The following is a 19,414-nucleotide window of genomic DNA, read 5'->3' as shown; positions in this document are numbered from 1 at the left end:
AGGAATAGCCAAATGGCAGACCCAATGTCTACAAGTAATGTTTTAAATCGCTACCTATTTGAAGACCTATCAGTACGTGGTGAATTGGTACAAATGGATGAAGCGTACCAACAAATTATTTCTAGCAAGGAATACCCAGCACCAGTGCAAAAACTACTGGGTGAGCTATTGGTATCAACAACGCTATTAACTGCGACCCTAAAGTTTGAAGGTTCGATCACGATGCAATTGCAAGGTGACGGCCCAGTATCTCTAGCAGTTATCAATGGCGATCACGATCAGAAGATCCGTGGTGTTGCTCGCTTTGAAGGCGATATCGCAGACGACGCAGGTCTACATGACCTAATGGGTAAAGGTCACCTAGTGATCACCATCGATCCTAAGAAAGGTGAACGTTACCAAGGTATCGTTGGTCTTGAAGGTGACACGCTTGCACAAGTGCTTGAAGGCTACTTCGCTAACTCTGAACAGCTTAAGACTCGTCTATGGCTGCGCACTGGTGAGCATGAAGGCAAAGCATACGCTGCTGGTATGTTGCTACAAGTAATGCCTGATGGTACTGGTACTCCAGACGACTTCGAACACCTAGAGCAACTAACAGACACCGTTAAAAACGAAGAGCTATTCACTCTAGAAGCGAACGAACTGCTTTACCGTTTGTACAACCAAGAGAAAGTACAGCTATTCACACCACAACCGGTTGAGTTCTTCTGTGGCTGTTCACGTGATCGAAGTGCAGCAGCAATCATTACTGTTGCTCAAGAAGAGATCTACGACATCCTAAGCACCGAAGGAAGCGTTGGTCTACACTGCGATTACTGTGGCACAAACTACTCGTTCGACAAGAATGATGTTGATGCACTGTACGCAGAAGCAGCAGATAAAGGCAGCAATACGGTTCATTAATTTACGGCGTACCAAAAACACGTAATTTACCCCAAAAAGGTCAGCACTCAGCTGGCCTTTTTTGTGATCAAAATAGCGCAAACTCCGTAACATCTCGTAATAAAATCACCGCTTAATTTTAATCAATTAATAATGTTCTCGCCCCTAGCGCAAAGGTTTGCGTACAGGATAGACTAGTTGGGCCAATATGTGACGAGGCGCTTAAAACCCCATGGTTAATATGGATATTTTTTGAGCTGTATCCCTGTTTCCCCCGAGTCTCGTTGCTAGCATGGTGAGCAGATAACAATAAAAAATTAATACAAAATCCCTACAAAATATCCTACAAGGAGCACCTATGACCGTTATGGAACATACAAAGGCTGCACAAATTGATCTAACTAAGCACGGACTGACTGGCGTTACTGAAGTTCTTCGTAATCCTAGCTACGAGCAGTTATTCGTTGAAGAAACACTGCCAGGTTTGGAAGGCTACGAAAAAGGCGTAGTAACGGAACTAGGCTCTGTTGCGGTAGACACTGGTATCTTTACTGGCCGCTCACCAAAAGATAAGTACATTGTTAAAGATGACACGACCCGCGATACCATGTGGTGGTCAGATCAAGGCAAAAATGACAACAAACCGATTACAACTGAAGTATGGAATGAGCTGAAAGAGCTTGTGACAACTCAGCTATCTGGCAAGCGCCTGTTTGTCATCGACGGTTATTGTGGTGCTAACCCTGATACGCGCTTAAGTGTACGTATTATCACTGAAGTAGCGTGGCAAGCGCACTTCGTTAAGAACATGTTCATTCGTCCAACTGACGAAGAGCTAGCAACGTTCGAACCTGATTTCGTGGTAATGAACGGTGCTAAAACAACTAACCCTAACTGGGAAAAGCAGGGTCTAAACTCTGAAAACTTCGTTGCTTTCAACCTAACAGAGCGCGTTCAAATCATCGGTGGTACTTGGTACGGCGGTGAGATGAAGAAAGGCATGTTTGCAATGATGAACTACCTACTTCCTCTGCAAGGTATTGCTTCAATGCACTGTAGTGCAAACGTAGGCGAGAAAGGCGATGTAGCGATATTCTTCGGCCTATCTGGTACAGGTAAAACTACGCTTTCAACCGATCCTAAACGTGAGCTAATCGGTGATGATGAGCACGGTTGGGACGACGATGGTATCTTCAACTTCGAAGGTGGTTGTTACGCGAAGACTATTCGTCTATCTAAAGAAGCAGAACCTGAAATCTACAATGCAATCCGTCGTGATGCACTACTAGAGAACGTAACGGTTCGTGGTGATGGTTCTATCGATTTTGATGACGGTTCAAAAACTGAGAACACTCGTGTTTCTTACCCAATTCACCACATCGACAACATCGTCAAGCCAGTATCAAAAGCCGGTCACGCTCAAAAGGTTATCTTCCTGACTGCTGATGCATTCGGTGTACTACCACCCGTTTCTAAACTGACTCCAGAGCAAACGAAGTACCACTTCCTATCTGGCTTCACTGCGAAACTAGCGGGCACTGAGCGTGGTATTACTGAACCAACACCAACGTTCTCTGCGGCATTTGGTGCGGCATTCTTAACTCTTCACCCAACTCAATACGCTGAAGTGCTTGTGAAGCGTATGGAAGCGGCTGGCGCTGAAGCTTACCTAGTGAACACAGGTTGGAACGGTACTGGTAAACGTATCTCTATCCAAGATACTCGCGGCATCATCGACGCTATCCTAGATGGCTCAATCGACAACGCTGAAACTAAGGTTATCCCTATGTTTAACCTAGAAGTGCCTCTAGCGCTTCACGATGTTGACCCAGCAATCCTTGACCCACGCGATACGTACACTGACCCTCTACAATGGGAAAGCAAAGCGAAAGATCTAGCCGAGCGCTTCATCAACAACTTTGATAAGTACACAGACAACGCTGAAGGTAAATCACTGGTTGCGGCTGGCCCTCAACTGGACTAACCCAATCATCTGCTCGGGCTTAGCCAAAAGCGAACGCCCAATTTAAAGTGATATTTTTGTAGCAAGCCCCTCTTTTGAGGGGCTTTTTTGTTGCTGCTTGCCCCTTTTTGTTCCACTCTGTTTTGAGACTATTGAAATTTAAGGCTTTCAGGGAATGAAAAAGGTATTCATGGTGTTCGGCATTGTGTTGGCTATCGCCGTTGCAACTATCGCAGCGTTGCTATTAAGCCTGCAGACCCAATACCGTGCAGATGTTGCTAACTTTTTTATCAAACATACGATTGAACAACCTGTACTTATTGAAGATGTTGAGTATCAGGCGCCTTATCACATCACCTTAATGGGCATCACCCAAAGCCAACCAGAAAAGCAGACACCTCTGTATATCGACAAGATCGATCTTTGGTTCAGCCCCAGCTCGATGACAGAGGCCAAACTGGTCTTTGAATCTGTTTTGATCAGTGGCCTGCAGTTAGAGGCAGACGATCTAAAAACACTGACTTCTTTATTTACCCAGCCAAACATCAAGCTCCACCAGCTGGCTATCAACAATCTCGACTTTTCGACGCCAGAGTTTAATGCGCGAGGCATCGACCTGCAGATCTCCGACCCAAAATGGAACAACGACAATTCACTTCTCCCTTATGGAAAAACCCAACTCTCTGCCTCACAACTGTATTGGCAAGGTGAAGCATTCGATAACCTGTTGATTGACCTAGACCTCAAGCCGAGTGACAGCACCCTTTATGGTGCTTCGTTTGACTGGCGTGGCGCCAAGATTTCCGGACAAGCAGAGCAGTATCAACAAGATTGGTCGTTGGTGAATGTGACCGTCGATGGCTTACGACTCAATCAGAAACAGACCCAAAGCCTAATAAGCAAAGAGTGGGATGTGGCAGGTATTCAGATCAATCACATCAATAGCTTAGATATTCTACGTAGTGACGTAGAGTGGCAAGATGGCCACCTCGCAGCCTTTGATGCCTCATTAGAAAATATCCAACTGCCTTTTGAAATCTGGAAACAACAGAAAGCCATTTTCTCTCTGCAAGCAGAAGGAGTGACCATTGATGATGACATGTTCATCGAGCCAAGCCTAAAGCTCAACCTAGAAGCAAACCGGATTCTGATTGAGGATTTCTATACTCAATTCCTACAAGGCACTGTTCAGCTCAATGGCGAAGTCACCCCTAGCAATATTGAATTAGCGCAGCTCGACCTGCAAGGGATCAAGTGGATTACCGAAAACCAAGATAGCCCTCTAGTCGTAGCTCGACTAATACCTTGGCTTACACAACTCCAGAACGTCGAGATTAACCGACTTAACATAGAACGCAGCCAACTTATCCAACTCGCACAACAACCTTACTGGCAGGTCTCTGGATTACATGTCGAGGGGCATCAAGTCCAGCTGCTGCAAGATAGAAAGCTAGGCCTGTGGCAAGGGAAGCTGATGGCGAGCGCCAATGATGCCAGCTATCAAAATATTCTCAGCGCACAGCCTGTGGTTGAGATGAATAGCGAACAAGGGAAATGGTCGCTGACACGTCTGTTTGCACCACTCAGGAATGGCTACATTGAAGCCAATGCAACACTCGACTTTAACCAAATCAGCAAGCCATGGAGCTTAGATATTTCTGCCGATGGGTTACCGATAGCGCCTATGCTGCAGCGACTTGAATTACCACTCGATGCAACCGGTTATGGCGAGTTTGAACTTCAAGCCGCAGGTTTATATGGCGACTCTCTGATGCTCGGTTACTCAACCACAGGGCAACTCACTGGCAGCGTTCGCCAGGGTGTGATGACCTTTAATGACAAGCTTTCTGAAACATCGACTGATAACGTGTTTGAAATTCCAGAGCTTAATGCGCATTTTGACCGTGGGCGCTTCACTCTCGAACCGATGCACATTATTGGTGCATCAGCAGCAGAGCAAGGCGAACAAAGGGTTCAAACGCTCAATGGCGAGGCTTCTGGAGAACTCGACTTGCTTAAAGCCGAGCAACACACCCTCTCGATTACCCTATCGGACCCATGCCATCAAATCTCAGGAAAGCTCACCCAAGCTGAGTATTCGGAGATTAACGACTGCCAACAAAAAAGCGCCACTCCACAGGAGTAGCGCCTTGTATCTTTAATCTGTATCTGTATCTGTATCTGTATCTGTTAGCCAGTGTCAGCTATACGTTTACGTTGGAGTCTGTTGATAATCGCTTTTTGTAGTCAGGGATCAGCATATAGGTTCCCGTAAACTCTACCGCTTCCACATCGCCGCTATGAATGGTCACGTGAATGATGATACGTGCCTTTCTTCCTGACGCAAGGCGGTCCAAGTCACCACTGATCCCATCCAATGAAGTAGAGGCAACAGGGTTTTGCTCAACCGGGTGACGATAACGAATATTACTGTCTGCCAGCACGATATCACCGGTCAGCCCGCGTTCTTTCATCAATAACCAAGTCATCCCCCAACCAGTTAAGGTCGCTAAGGTAAAGGCAGAGCCTGCAAACATGGTATTATGCGGGTTCAAGTTAGGATTCAGCTGAGCACTACACTCAAATTGGTAACCCGTGTATTGGTTGATCTTGATGCCCATCTTGTCACTGATCGGGATCTGATGTTCCCAGCGCTGCTGAAGCTCATTACACCACTCAGGCTTACGCAGAACGTCTGCCATTGGGTCAAGATGCTTAACCATCTGTTGGTGACGCACAGGGCCACGTTGATCGTTAATCTCACCGCGACGTTCAAATTCATTCTTCTCATAGAATGAGATCGCATCTTCACGTGCATTACACACCAAGCGCTTAGCACCCTCTTGGCGAGCCAATGACTCAAGTGCGACTAGAATCAACGAACCCATGCCTTTACTTTGGCGAGATTTCTTCACCGCCATGTAGCGGATCTGACCTTCCAGATCTGGGGTGATATACAGACGACCAATCGCCATCGGGCGACCGCGACCATCAACAATCATGCGATGGTGACTCATTGGGTCATATTCATCGCGCTCAGAACCTACCGGCATTCGCCAAGGTTCACGGAGCATTTGCCAACGAAAATGGTAATACTTGTTTAGCTGATTTTCGGTGGTTGGTGTTATGAGTTTAAACATGCTTATTCCTTTAAGCCTAAACCTGCAGCCAGAATGTCACTGGGCCATCATTAACCAAAGACACTTTCATGTCGGCAGCGAATCGGCCACGTTCCGTTGGCAACACTGATTCACACTGGTTAGAGAAATAGTTGTAAAGACGCTCAGCATCTTCTGGGTGAGCACCACGAGAGAACCCTGCTCGAGTCCCTTTCTTGGTATCGGCCGGCAGAGTGAATTGAGACACCACTAATACCTTACCTTCTACCTGCTTCACGTTGAGGTTCATTTTATCGTCTTCATCTCCAAAGACACGATAAGTGGTCACTCGTTCCATCAAACGTTTGGCTTTGGCTTCGTCATCACCTTTTTCTACGCCTAACAGAACCAATAAGCCTTGCTCAATCTCACCAACTACTTCGCCATCAACACGGACGGCAGCTTCACTTACTCTCTGGATCAGTGCTATCACTGTTGTTTCCTTGCTCTGTGATTTTGTCTTTATCCGACGAGTGTACCATTTCTTTCGAGTCACTCCACTGTTCCTGCTCACCCAATGCAGCGGTCACCTCAGCACCCACCAGCACAATCAACCAGCACAAATAAACCCATACAAAAAGAATTGGTATTGCCGCTAATGCGCCATAAATCAACTGGTAAGAAGGGAATTGAGTTATGTAAGCCGCGAAACCTTTCTTACTGAGTTCGAACAACAGAGCCGCCACTAGAGAACCTGCAGCCGCATGAGAAAAGTGTATCTTTTTGTTGGGAACCAACAGGTACAGACCGAAAAACGCAAAGAAAGAGAGAATCAAAGGAAGTTTGCGAATCACGGTATTAAAGGCGCCAGACACCACTTCGTTTTGCAGCAAGCTCAATGATGTCACATAAGAAGTGGCTGCAATGCTCGCCCCAACTAGAATAGGTCCAAGCGTGAGCACCATCCAGTACATAGAGAAAGACAGCACCGCACGACGCTTCTCGTCGACACGCCAGATGTAGTTTAAGTTCTTATCAATATTCGAGATCAGCATCAGCGCTGCAATAAATAAGAACACACTACCCACCGCCGTCATTTTTCCGGTATTGGCAACGAACTCTAACAAGGCGCCGTGCACCGCATCCCCAGACGCGGGAACAAAGTTGGTAATAACGAAGTTTTGAATCACGATACCAACATCAGCAAAGATGGAGAATGACGACAAGATAGAGAGCAGAACCGTCAGCATCGGTACGATCGAGAGCAAGGTAATGTACGCCAAGTAGCCCGCATTCACATTGACTCTATCGTGCGTCATCCGCGCTAAAAGGTAGCGAGAAAACTGAATACTGAGTGTGGCGACCTTTTTTATCTTCAACTTGTAACTCCCTTGTAACTCGTTCATAGTCCTAATTAATATTCCGACATATTAATCACAGTAAGTAAATGTTCAAAAATAGCGCAGGAAAAAGGCTTGAGAACAAGGCAAATTTTTTGATAAGTAGTTATTCTACAATCAAAAATTCTAACGCCGTTATCGAGCATTTTAACAAGCTAGGTTAAGCAGTTATTTACTACGATTGATATCATTTAACTATAGGAAACTAGGATGCCTTATTTAATAGTTATAGTCCTCTCTATTTTTACTCTTACTGGATGCCAATCAGCTTATTACTCCGCAATGGAGCAAGTGGGTTACCACAAGCGTGACATTATGGTCGATAGAGTGGAAGACGCTAAAGAGTCGCAGCAGGATGCTCAGGAAGAGTTTACTAGCGCACTTGAAGCCTTGAGTAGCCTGACTAATTTCAGTGGCGGCGACCTTGAAGACATGTACAACAAGATTAATGATAAATACCAAGACAGCGAGAAAGCCGCACAAAATGTCAGTGATCGCATTGCTGCGATTGAAGATGTGTCCGATGCGCTGTTTGAAGAGTGGCAGAGTGAATTAGATCTCTACACCAGTGATTCACTGCGCCGCTCGAGCGAGCAAAAGCTTCGTGAAACTAAATCGTCTTACCAAACGATGCTGTCAGCAATGAAGCGCGCCGAGAAGAAAATGGACCCTGTGCTCAACACCCTTCGCGACAACACGCTTTACTTGAAGCACAACCTCAATGCGAGCGCTGTCGGTTCACTGCAGGGTGAGTTTATGAGCTTAGAAAAAGACATCGCCTACGCAATAGAACAAATGAATGCTGCGATCGCCGAATCGGATAAATTCCTTGCTCAACTGAACCAGAAATAACGCCCGTAGACACAAATAAGATAAGCCCGTATGAACCCAATCATTATTACTGGCGGCCCTGGCGCCGGAAAAACCACATTGATCAATGCCTTGGGTGATGCGGGTTACCCCACTTTCGCTGAGTCCTCTCGCCAGTTAATCGAACAGCAGAGCCAACTTGAGAACGGTATCTTACCTTGGTTAGACCTTCCGGGCTTTGCTCGCCTATGTTTAACCGTCATGAGCGAACAAAAAGACCAAGCCAGTCAGCATCCAGTTGCCTTTCTCGATCGTGCCATTCCAGACATTTGTGGCTATTTGGCTCAGGCGAAACTAGAGATAAACACAACCTACCGAGATGCGAGCCAAGGTTACCACCCCCAAGTGTTGTTCTGTCGTCCTGAGGCTTCAATTTATGTACAAGATGATGTGAGACCTTATCCGTTTGAAGAGGCGCTAGAGATTCACCACGCGTTAGTAACAGTCTATCAAGAACTTGGTTATGAGGTTGTTGAAGTGCCGTTTATATCGGTCGCGGAACGAGTGCAGTTCATTGAAAGTTACTTAGCAATAAAAGCTGCTCTCTAGCTTAGTGAACATCTCTTGCCTGCCGCCTGTGCATATCGAAAAGAGATTCCAGATATTTCGTTCCTCAATTCTGGAATGACGATTCGATGACAGGCAATGGATAAAAGAGAACGGACACCGAAGATACTCCCCCTCTTAGTACCTGACTATCTTCGTCTAAACGCGCTCTTTGTACCCCACACCTCGTTTATTTGTAACCACCAAACAGACTTCCGTCATTCCCTACAGCTAGGCACGAGCCTGATAGGGAATCTCTTCTACCCCGTAAAAAGATTCCTGATATCTCGCTCCTCAATTCTGGAATGACGATTCGATGACAGGAAATGGATAAAAGAGAACGGGTACCAAAGATAGTCACCCTCTTAGTGGCTGACTATCTCCAGCCTAAATACGCTCTTCGTATCCCGCATCTCGTTTACTCGAATCTAAACAAACTAAAAAAAACAAAAGCCCCGAGCAGCTAGGCTACTCGGGGCTTTCTTTATGGCTTGTTAGCTAGAAGCTAGTCAGCTGGCAATTAAGCCTTAGCTGGACGTGCTGCACGCTTACGTTCGTTTTCAGTAAGAAGCTTCTTACGGATACGAATGCTTACTGGCGTTACTTCTACTAGTTCGTCTTCGTCGATGAACTCAAGAGCTTGCTCTAGAGTGTGACGGATAGGTGGCGAAAGAACCTGTGCTTCATCAGTACCAGATGCACGAACGTTCGTTAGCTGCTTACCTTTCAGACAGTTTACTGTTAGGTCGTTTGAACGGTTATGAATACCGATGATTTGGCCTTCGTATACTTCATCCGCGTGCTCAGCAAATAGACGACCACGTTCTTGTAGGTTGAATAGTGCGTAAGTCAGAGCTTTACCAGTCGCGTTCGAGATTAGAACACCGTTGTTACGTTGACCGATTACGCCGCCTTTGTGAGGACCGTAGTGATCAAATGAGTGGTAAAGAAGACCAGAGCCAGACGTTAGAGTTAGGAACTCAGTTTGGAAACCGATAAGACCACGAGAAGGCATCATGAAGTCCATGCGAACACGGCCTTTGCCATCTGGAGACATATCAGTTAGCTCACCTTTACGTAGACCGATGTTTTCCATGATGCCACCTTGGTGCTCTTCAAGCACGTCGATAGTCACAGTTTCAAACGGTTCAGTTAGGTTGCCATCTTCGTCTTTCTTGATGATAACTTCTGGACGAGATACAGCTAGCTCGAAGCCTTCACGACGCATGTTTTCGATCAGGATAGATAGGTGAAGTTCACCACGACCTGAAACACGGAAACGATCTGGGTTATCAGTTTCTTCAACACGTAGTGCAACGTTGTGTACTAGTTCTTTCTCTAGACGCTCAAGGATGTTACGTGAAGTAACGAACTTACCTTCTTTACCCGCGAACGGAGAAGTGTTTACTTGGAACGTCATTGTTACTGTTGGTTCATCAACAGAAAGCGGAGTCATTGCTTCAACATTGTTTATGTCACAGATAGTGTCTGAAATTTTCAGCTCACCAAGACCAGTGATTGCAATGATGTCGCCAGCGTTAGCTTGCTCAACTTCGTGACGGTCAAGACCTAGGTAACCAAGAACTGTACCTACTTTACCGTTACGTTTTTTGCCTTCTGCATTTACGATAGTTACTTGTTGGTTTGGTTTAACAGAACCACGAGTAACACGAGCAACACCGATAACACCTACGTAAGAGCTGTAATCAAGTTGCGAAATTTGCATTTGTAGTGGACCGTCAAGGTCAACTGCAGGCGCGTCTACTGTATCAACAACAGCTTGGAACAATGGTTCCATGTTCTCGCCAGTTTCGCCTTCAGTCATTGTTGCCCAACCGTTTAGAGCTGAAGCGTAAACAACTGTGAAGTCTAGTTGCTCATCAGTAGCACCTAGGTTGTCGAAAAGGTCGAATACTTGATCCATAACCCAATCAGGACGAGCGCCTGGGCGGTCAATCTTGTTGATTACAACGATTGGCTTAAGACCGTGTGCGAATGCTTTTTGCGTTACGAAACGAGTTTGAGGCATTGGGCCATCAACTGCGTCAACGATAAGCAGAACAGAGTCAACCATAGACATGATACGCTCAACTTCACCACCGAAGTCCGCGTGTCCCGGAGTATCTACGATGTTGATGCGGTAATCATTCCAGTTGATTGCTGTGTTCTTAGCAAGGATTGTAATGCCACGCTCTTTTTCGATGTCATTCGAATCCATGACACGCTCTTCAGCTTCACCACGAGACTCAAGAGTGCCTGACTGTTGTAGCAGTTTATCAACCAAAGTCGTTTTACCGTGGTCAACGTGCGCGATGATCGCGATATTTCTTAACTTATCAATCTGTGGAGTAGACATGGATTCTCGATTCACTCATAAAAGTAGCCGTCACTTATCTCAAAAGTTTGGATAATAACCGCTAGCTTGATTTAAAAAACGGTCAATAATATACCAGATTCTAGACAAAAACCCAGAAATATGTGATCTGAACCAAGGCTTTTTTCTTTATTAGCGATTCATATCCGCTTAACTTTGATTCAGTACAGTGTTGAGCAGCCAAATTCGTAGGACTCTAAAAAAGTATCACCTGCGAGTGGCGAGCCAAATCTCCCGCAAAATAACAAAAGTGGATTGACAACTTAGGCAATTCATTGCTGAATGGTGCTCGCTTATGTCTCATATTGGTGCACAGACAAACGATTGCACCAATAAAGTGCAAGTAGAGATCATTTTGGTGCAAAAACCAGATTAAGCAAAATCGCAAAACAAGTAAATCATTGAAATTAATGGAATAATTTTTTTGGCACGTTTTTGGCAATAGATAAATCAGCATCGATTAATGCACTTATAGACATTAATCAATGCTAGTTTCAACCGAATCGAGCTAATACCGAATTAATAACACTGGAGGTTATCCAAGATGTCAGTAGAAAATGTACTATCCCTGATCCAAGAGAACGAAGTTAAATTTATCGACTTACGTTTTACTGATACAAAAGGTAAAGAGCAGCATATCTCTATTCCTTCTCACCAAGTTGATGCAGACTTCTTCGAAGAAGGCAAAATGTTTGACGGCTCTTCAGTAGCTGGTTGGAAAGGCATTAACGAATCTGACATGGTAATGATGCCAGACGCAGCATCTGCTGTACTGGACCCATTCACAGAAGACGCAACGCTAAACATCCGTTGTGACATCCTAGAGCCTGCAACAATGCAAGGCTACGACCGTGACCCACGTTCTATCGCTAAACGTTCTGAAGAGTACCTACGTTCTACAGGTATCGCAGACACAGTTCTAGTTGGTCCAGAGCCAGAATTCTTCCTATTTGACGACGTTAAGTTCTCAAACGACATGTCTGGTTCTTTCTTCAAGATCGATGACGTAGAAGCAGCTTGGAACACAGGTTCTGACTTCGAAGGCGGTAACAAAGGTCACCGTCCTGGCGTTAAAGGCGGTTACTTCCCAGTAGCTCCAGTAGATTCATCTCAAGACATCCGTTCAGCAATGTGTCTAGTAATGGAAGAGATGGGCCTAGTTGTTGAAGCTCACCACCACGAAGTAGCAACTGCGGGTCAAAACGAAATCGCAACTCGCTTCAACACGCTAACAGCGAAAGCTGATGAAACTCAAATCTACAAGTACGTTGTACACAACGTTGCTCACGCATTTGGTAAAACAGCGACATTCATGCCTAAGCCACTAGTTGGTGATAACGGTTCTGGTATGCACGTTCACCAATCTCTAGCAAAAGACGGCGTTAACCTGTTTGCTGGTGATAAGTACGGCGGCCTATCTGAAATGGCTCTTTACTACATCGGTGGTGTAATCAAGCACGCTCGTGCAATCAACGCGTTTGCTAACCCATCAACTAACTCGTACAAGCGTCTTGTACCTGGTTTCGAAGCACCTGTAATGCTTGCTTACTCAGCACGTAACCGTTCTGCTTCTATCCGTATCCCAGTAGTACCAAGCCCTAAAGCACGTCGTATCGAGCTACGTTTTGGTGACCCAGCAGCTAACCCATACCTATGCTACTCAGCAATGCTTATGGCTGGCCTTGACGGCATCAAGAACAAGATTCACCCAGGCGAAGCTATGGATAAAGATCTATACGACCTTCCTGCAGAAGAAGCAGCTGAAATCCCAACAGTTGCAGAATCTCTACAAGAAGCTCTAGCAGCGCTTAGCGAAGACCGTGAGTTCCTAACAGCTGGCGGCGTATTCTCTGACGATTTCATCGATTCTTACATCACTCTGAAATCTGACGACGTACAACGCGTGAACATGGCTACACACCCACTTGAGTTTGAACTGTACTACTCAGTTTAATCTCCTGTAGAGATAAGCCATTTCTTACTGCAACCTTGTAAGAATCGCTGACTAAATATTAGGCTCGCCTCGCAGGCGGGCCTTTTTTATATTCTCCCTCCCCCTGCTTCCTCGTACCATACCTTAGACAAAAGCCCTCAGAGGCTGTCGCGCTAAATTCAAAAAAACCAATAACAAAACCAACGCCAAACGTGAAATCACCTAGCGGTGAAAAGAGGCTAAAGATATGAAAAACATACTGTTCCTGATCGGGTTAACAGTCACGCTCTCGTGCTCTGCTCAAACGGTGTATACCTGGGTAGATGAAGATGGCGTGCTCCACTTTAGTGATAACCCTAATGCTCAAGATGCCGAGGCTCTTCGCCTGCCAGATGTGCAAGCTTCAGCACCCGCCCCTAAATTTGAGGCCTCGACTCCGGTTGACGCCGCTACTTCCTCTACAACTAAAACGCCAACTAAAACCCAGGCAGAAACCGAAACCACAGAGCGCGAGGTTCCCACTCAATTAGCCCTCACCATGCTGACTCCAGTTCATGATCAAACCATTCGCAACAACCGCGGCTTAATCCCGATTCAGATAGAACTCAACCGAAAACTTGGTATCGGGGAGCAATTACAATTGATATTCGATGGCCGTCGATATGGCGCCCCACAGACCCAACCTATTTGGGAATTAAAAGGTATCGATCGAGGTACTCACACCATTGCAATTCAAGCACATAGAAGCGGCAAGCTTATTGCATCTACTAGTCCAGTCACCGTGTATTTACATCGAGCGACGCTCAAGTAGGCCAATGTGTTAAAAGAGGCCAAATAACCTCTACTTTTCACCTAATCGAAGCAGCTTTCAGCGACTCTAATGAATTATCTTTAGCTTCTGGTTGATATGCGCCATACTTGAACTTAGCTACGCACCAATTTGGTGCAGTGAGAAAAACACCAGTTCAAGGACGAAATAGTGAATCGATCAGCCAAAAGCGACAGCATAGATACACATCATCTTTCCAGCGCCATTCTCGACAATATGGTGACTTCGACATTGATGCTCGATGAGCAACTCTATGTGCGATACGCCAATCCGGCGGCTGAACAACTCTTTTCACAAAGCGCGCGACGCATTGTTGATCATCCACTGAGCCAACTTATCCAACACGCTTCACTTGATTTGGCGCTTCTGACCCAACCGCTACAAAGTGGCCAGAGCATTACCGACAGTGACGTTACCTTCGTTGTTGATAACCGCCCACTGATGCTTGAAGTCACGGTTAGCCCAATATCTTGGCAGCGAGAGACGCTGTTATTGGTTGAGATGCGCAAGATAGACCAGCAAAGACGCCTTAGCCAAGAGCTCAACCAACATGCACAACAACAAGCGGCTAAGCTGCTGGTACGCGGGTTAGCACATGAGATCAAAAATCCACTCGGTGGCTTAAGAGGTGCGGCGCAGTTACTTGGGAAAATGCTTCCTGATCAGTCTCTTAATGAATATACACAGATCATTATTGAGCAAGCCGACCGCCTAAGAGCATTGGTCGACCGCCTGCTTGGCCCACAGAAGCCGGGGACTAAATCAGAAGAGAACCTTCACCAGATACTTGAGAAAGTCAGGCAGCTCGTAGAGCTCGAATCGGGTTCAACGCTCGCCATCGAAAGGGATTACGACCCGAGCCTACCGGACATCTTGATGGATTCGGCACAGGTTGAACAAGCGATGCTCAATATCGTGAGCAATGCAGCGCAGATTCTAAAGACTCAAGATTCTGGCAAAATCACCATTCGCACCAGAACGGTGCATCAAGCAAATATTCACGGGCAGCGACACAAACTCGCAGCTCGTATTGAGATCAGCGATAACGGTCCGGGCATCCCCGATGATTTAAAAGATACCTTGTTTTACCCAATGGTCAGCGGACGAGAAGGTGGAACAGGGCTGGGGCTATCGATTTCTCAAAACCTGATCGATCAACACAATGGGAAAATTGATGTTGAAAGCTGGCCGGGCAACACCACATTCACGATTTACCTACCGATTTAGGTCACAAGAACCTCGCGATTGGACAGCGAGATGAAAGGCTTAACTCGGTAACACAAAGATTAAGACATCATAAAAACAACAATGATTATCACAATAGATTTGGCTGCAAAGGAATTGAATTATGAGTAAGGGATACGTTTGGGTCGTCGATGACGACAGCTCTATCCGCTGGGTAGTAGAGAAAACACTTTCATCTGCGGATATAAAGTGCGAAACATTTGCTGATGCTGAGAGCGTGTTACTTGCGCTTGAGCGCGAGACACCAGACGTTTTGGTGTCTGATATTCGCATGCCTGGTATTGACGGGATTGAGCTGTTACACCAAGTTCACCAGCGCTCTCCCGACCTGCCCGTGATCATTATGACCGCGCACTCAGACCTTGATGCAGCGGTGAATGCTTATCAAAAAGGCGCCTTTGAATATCTTCCAAAGCCGTTCGATATTGATGAAACACTGACTCTAGTAGAGCGAGCAATCGCGCACAGCCAAGAACAGAAACGCGAACAAGCCAGTGAAGTCGCTGAAGACACCAACGCGCCAGAAATCATCGGTGAAGCACCGGCAATGCAGGAGGTTTTCCGAGCGATTGGCCGCTTGTCTCGCTCATCCATATCCGTGCTGATCAATGGTGAATCGGGTACCGGTAAAGAATTGGTCGCTCACGCTCTGCATCGTCACAGCCCAAGAGCCAAGAAGCCTTTCATTGCCTTGAACATGGCTGCTATCCCCAAAGATCTGATCGAATCTGAACTGTTTGGCCACGAAAAAGGTGCCTTTACCGGTGCTAACAGCGTTCGCCAAGGACGCTTCGAACAAGCCAACGGCGGCACCCTGTTTCTTGATGAGATCGGCGACATGCCACTCGATATTCAGACTCGCTTGCTACGTGTGCTTTCTGATGGCCAATTTTATCGTGTGGGTGGACACTCTGCGGTTAAGGTTGACGTTCGTATCGTTGCCGCAACCCACCAAGATCTTGAGCGTTTGGTGCATGAAGGCGACTTCCGTGAAGACCTTTTCCACCGACTCAACGTTATCCGAATCCATATACCGGCACTTCGTGAACGTAAACAAGACATTGAAAAGCTGACTCATCACTTCCTAGCATCCGCCGCCGAAGAGCTCGGTGTTGAAGTGAAGACGCTACATCCTGAGACCATTTTGAAGCTCAACCAGCTCAATTGGCCGGGTAACGTGCGTCAGCTTGAGAACATTTGTCGCTGGCTTACCGTGATGGCGAGCGGCAGCGAAATTCTTCCTTCGGACCTGCCACCAGAGCTGTTGGAAGAAAAGGTGGTGACAACCTCAGGAACTGGAGATAACTGGCAACAGCTGCTCGCTAATTGGGCAAAGTGTGCGCTTGATTCAGGAGAAAAAGAGCTGCTGACTTATGCTCTGCCAGAGTTTGAACGTATACTGCTAGAGGCTGCACTCCACCATACTAATGGTCATAAACAGGATGCAGCTAAGGTTTTGGGATGGGGAAGAAACACCCTAACTCGTAAACTCAAAGAACTGTACTAGACCTTATATGACTCTCGATGCAGCTACTTTTTAACCAAAAAAGTGTCGCTTGGTTTGAATAGTGTCGGTACAATTACAGTACACTATTCACCAAAGTTGTAGCTAAAGATGTCTTTGAAAACACAAATTACTTTGAGAACCGCAGTGGTTCTGCCATTCGTGATGATTTTTCTGTTCACTATGGGCGTAATGGTTTTCACTCAAAAGCTAAGCTACAAAGAGATGGTGAGTGATGTTAGTGCACGCCAACTAACATCACTGACTGACAATGTTCATCAAAGCCTGTCTAATTTTTTAGAAAAGCCATTTCACGCGAACCTCTCGCTCAGCCATAACATCGGCTACCACCACCTTTATCAAGCAGGTAATCTCAGCAAGGTCCAAGACTATATTTTTTATACGTTTTCAGACCATTACACTGCTGTACCTCAACTCGATGTGATCGGCTTTGGTTCTGAAGATGGTAACTACGTCGGTTTCCGCAAAGAAGCCAACAAAGGCTACACCTTGATGGTGCAAGACGAACGCACCAATGATCAGTTGGTCATTTACCGTGGCAGCAAGATTAGTGAAGACATTCGATCGGTAATTTCAGGTTACGATCCAAGAATTCGTCCTTGGTATACACCCGTTGCGACACAGAAAAAACCGTTATGGTCACCAATTTATGCCAATGCTGACGAACGCCAAGAAATCACCTTATCTGCTCTCGCGCCTATCTATGATGATAATGAATTCAAAGCTGTCGTCGTCAGCGACATCAAGATCAATACCTTCAATGCGTTTCTCAGAAAGCTCAAAGATAGAACAGATGCCTCTGTTTACATCATCGATAAACAGCAACGCTTGGTCGCGCACTCAGGCGGAGGCAGTGTCGTTTCGTGGGGTACAGGAAAAACCAACAAAGGCCAACGCTTACTGGCAACAGAGAGTGCTAACCCCGTCATACGTGAAAGTGCTAGCTACGTAGACCAATTCCACCTAATCGATAATTTGGGCGAGCAGCGCTTTAGCTTTAGCCTAGACAACGAACGCTACTTTAACCAAATCACCCCTTACGAAGATGAACACGGCCTCACGTGGTTTATTGGGGTGTCGATCCCTGAAAGTAATCTGCTCGGTGAATTACCTGAAAATCAAAGAAACAGTTGGTTGCTCGGGCTAGCACTGAGTTGCCTTGGGGTCATTGCTGGATTAGTTGCCTTTAATCGCGTAACCCAACCCATCACCTCGACTGCAGATGCAGCCAAACGCCTTGCTAAAGGCGATTGGGACACGAGCATGCCAAAGACGGGGCATATCTATGAAACCAGCATGTTGGTGGAGTCGTTCAATGAAATGGCCAACAACTTAAAGGCCTCGTTTCACGCATTACAGTCTCAGCTTACCTATGACTCATTAACCAAACTATACAGCCGTGAAGGCTTTATTGATGCTGCCAAGAAACACCCTGACAACGAAAAAGGCACGCTGTATTTGATTGGTATTGATCGCTTCCGAGACATCAATGACAGCCTAGGTCATTACAATGGTGACCAACTGCTTATCATTGCGGCCGCTCGTTTAAGAGGCACACTGCCATCCGAATACCTATTGGCTCGAACTGGTGGTGATGAGTTTGCCATTTACGCACCAAACGTAACGCAAAGCGATGATGTTCAGCTGCTGACTAACCGCTTACTTCAAACCTTCGCTTCCCCATTCTCAATGGAATCAGAAAGCGTGGTGATCAAGGTATCGATGGGGATAGTGAATGTCTCGAATCTCTACGACATTACACTCCAGCTACGCAATAGCAGCATTGCATTGAGCAACGCGAAACAAGACAAAACCAGTGTCAGCATTTACAGCCCGGAGATGGGCAAAGCATCGAGACATCGCACCAAGATGCTAGCGCGAATGAGCCGAGCAATTGAGCTTCAACAGTTCGAACCATTTTATCAGCCTATTATTGATCTGGAATCTGGCTCAACCATTGGAGCGGAAGCTTTAGCGCGCTGGATAACCGATGAAGGGGTGATCTCGCCGCTCGAGTTCATCCCTCTCGCGGAAGAGAGTGGGCTCATTTACGATATCGGAAAACAAATTCTGCATAAGTCCTGTCGAGATACAGCAATCGCGATTGAGTCAGGAAAATGGAGCAAAGACTTCTCGATTCACGTCAATCTATCGGTCGATCAACTAAGCGAAAGTGGCTTTGTCGAACAGGTTAAGGGCACACTAAGAGACACAAAACTGCCAGCAAGCAACCTGACACTAGAGATCACCGAATCACGCATCGTCGACAACGATCCGACCATCATCGATAACATGCTGACGCTCAAAGCGTTAGGGGTTTCAATCGCAATTGACGATTTTGGTACAGGCTACTCTTCCCTAGCCTATCTGCAAAAACTGCCATTTGATTGCCTGAAGATCGATCGTAGCTTCGTTAGCAAGCTCAACAAAGAGAATCTCGACAGCTCCATCGTCGCGGCCATCGTTAACATCACTAAAGGTTTCAAAGTAAGCTTGGTGGCAGAGGGCGTTGAAACACAGCAACAGGCTGAACTTCTTAAGCAGCTGCAGTGCCCGCTGGCTCAAGGGTTCTTATACAGTCGCCCAGTTCCGTTTGACCAATGGCCTACCGACCTTAGCAACTCCAAACAAAGTGCCAAGATCAAACAAAATACCACTGAGAGCCTCACCTAAATCAGGCAGAAATCAAATGAGTCAGATACAAAAATGCCAGCATAATGCTGGCATTTTTTATTGTTCTATTCTC

14 protein-coding genes are annotated in these 19,414 nt (G+C 46.3%); 10 read left to right on the top strand and 4 right to left on the bottom strand.

The features are described 5' to 3' along the window. The first annotated feature begins 12 nt into the window (after window positions 1–12). The 3 genes from hslO to AB6E85_RS06475 all read left to right on the top strand — a co-directional run bounded on the left by hslO (window position 13) and on the right by AB6E85_RS06475 (window position 4,994). Window positions 13–906, top strand: a complete 894-nt coding sequence (gene hslO / locus AB6E85_RS06485; protein WP_372141929.1) for an Hsp33 family molecular chaperone HslO — start codon at window positions 13–15, stop codon at window positions 904–906. Between the two features lie 337 nt (window positions 907–1,243). After that, window positions 1,244–2,869: a phosphoenolpyruvate carboxykinase (ATP) gene (gene pckA / locus AB6E85_RS06480; RefSeq protein ID WP_017062492.1), complete on the top strand. Its 1,626-nt coding sequence runs from the start codon at window positions 1,244–1,246 to the stop codon at window positions 2,867–2,869. A 154-nt stretch (window positions 2,870–3,023) separates the two neighbouring features. After that, window positions 3,024–4,994 carry an AsmA family protein gene (locus tag AB6E85_RS06475; RefSeq protein ID WP_372141928.1) on the top strand — a complete coding sequence of 657 codons (1,971 nt, stop codon included), beginning with the start codon at window positions 3,024–3,026 and terminating at the stop codon, window positions 4,992–4,994. 58 nt (window positions 4,995–5,052) lie between these two features. On the opposite strand, the gene AB6E85_RS06470 is transcribed toward AB6E85_RS06475, so the two are convergent. Genes AB6E85_RS06470 through AB6E85_RS06460 form a run of 3 tightly spaced genes read right to left on the bottom strand, consistent with a single transcriptional unit; the run spans window position 5,053 to window position 7,352 of the window. Beyond that, window positions 5,053–5,988 carry a bifunctional GNAT family N-acetyltransferase/hotdog fold thioesterase gene (locus tag AB6E85_RS06470; RefSeq protein ID WP_017065806.1) on the bottom strand — a complete coding sequence of 312 codons (936 nt, stop codon included), beginning with the start codon at window positions 5,986–5,988 and terminating at the stop codon, window positions 5,053–5,055. A 16-nt stretch (window positions 5,989–6,004) separates the two neighbouring features. Continuing rightward, complete coding sequence (gene dtd, locus AB6E85_RS06465) at window positions 6,005–6,439, bottom strand: D-aminoacyl-tRNA deacylase (RefSeq protein ID WP_372141927.1); 435 nt, start codon at window positions 6,437–6,439, stop codon at window positions 6,005–6,007. After that, window positions 6,411–7,352 (bottom strand): virulence factor BrkB family protein, encoded by a 942-nt coding sequence (locus AB6E85_RS06460; protein WP_019826491.1) that lies wholly within the window; start codon window positions 7,350–7,352, stop codon window positions 6,411–6,413. The genes dtd and AB6E85_RS06460 overlap by 29 nt, the downstream gene beginning before the upstream one ends. Before the next feature lie 204 nt (window positions 7,353–7,556). On the opposite strand from AB6E85_RS06460, the gene AB6E85_RS06455 reads away from it, so the two are divergent. Together AB6E85_RS06455 and AB6E85_RS06450 are read left to right on the top strand one after the other, a co-directional pair. Beyond that, the gene (locus AB6E85_RS06455) at window positions 7,557–8,198 is read left to right on the top strand and encodes a DUF2959 domain-containing protein (protein WP_372141925.1); all 642 of its coding nucleotides are present in this window, start codon (window positions 7,557–7,559) and stop codon (window positions 8,196–8,198) included. A 30-nt stretch (window positions 8,199–8,228) separates the two neighbouring features. After that, window positions 8,229–8,765 carry an AAA family ATPase gene (locus AB6E85_RS06450; protein ID WP_372141923.1) on the top strand — a complete coding sequence of 179 codons (537 nt, stop codon included), beginning with the start codon at window positions 8,229–8,231 and terminating at the stop codon, window positions 8,763–8,765. 517 nt (window positions 8,766–9,282) lie between these two features. Here AB6E85_RS06450 and typA read toward each other — a convergent pair. Next, a complete protein-coding gene (gene typA, locus AB6E85_RS06445) occupies window positions 9,283–11,118 on the bottom strand; it encodes a translational GTPase TypA (RefSeq protein WP_372141921.1) in 1,836 nt (611 codons plus the stop codon). 562 nt (window positions 11,119–11,680) lie between these two features. Between typA and glnA the strand changes: the two genes are divergently transcribed. From glnA to AB6E85_RS06420, 5 genes are all read left to right on the top strand, one after another. After that, complete coding sequence (glnA, locus tag AB6E85_RS06440) at window positions 11,681–13,090, top strand: glutamate--ammonia ligase (protein ID WP_017059221.1); 1,410 nt, start codon at window positions 11,681–11,683, stop codon at window positions 13,088–13,090. A gap of 226 nt (window positions 13,091–13,316) precedes the next feature. After that, entirely contained in the window at window positions 13,317–13,880 is a 564-nt protein-coding gene (locus tag AB6E85_RS06435) for a DUF4124 domain-containing protein (RefSeq protein WP_372141919.1), read from the top strand. 168 nt (window positions 13,881–14,048) lie between these two features. Continuing rightward, window positions 14,049–15,125 carry a nitrogen regulation protein NR(II) gene (glnL, locus tag AB6E85_RS06430; RefSeq protein ID WP_019826501.1) on the top strand — a complete coding sequence of 359 codons (1,077 nt, stop codon included), beginning with the start codon at window positions 14,049–14,051 and terminating at the stop codon, window positions 15,123–15,125. Window positions 15,126–15,246: 121 nt separating this feature from the next. Further along, complete coding sequence (gene glnG, locus AB6E85_RS06425; protein ID WP_017059224.1) at window positions 15,247–16,650, top strand: nitrogen regulation protein NR(I); 1,404 nt, start codon at window positions 15,247–15,249, stop codon at window positions 16,648–16,650. Between the two features lie 108 nt (window positions 16,651–16,758). Further along, entirely contained in the window at window positions 16,759–19,341 is a 2,583-nt protein-coding gene (locus AB6E85_RS06420) for an EAL domain-containing protein (RefSeq protein ID WP_372141917.1), read from the top strand. Window positions 19,342–19,414 lie beyond the last annotated feature (73 nt).

The sequence above is a fragment of the Vibrio sp. 10N.247.311.51 genome (genome assembly GCF_041467855.1).
In the GTDB taxonomy this organism is placed as follows: Bacteria; Pseudomonadota; Gammaproteobacteria; order Enterobacterales; family Vibrionaceae; genus Vibrio; species Vibrio coralliirubri.
Note: the sequence above shows the minus strand (reverse complement) of the source record. Positions and strands in the feature narration are given on the sequence as shown.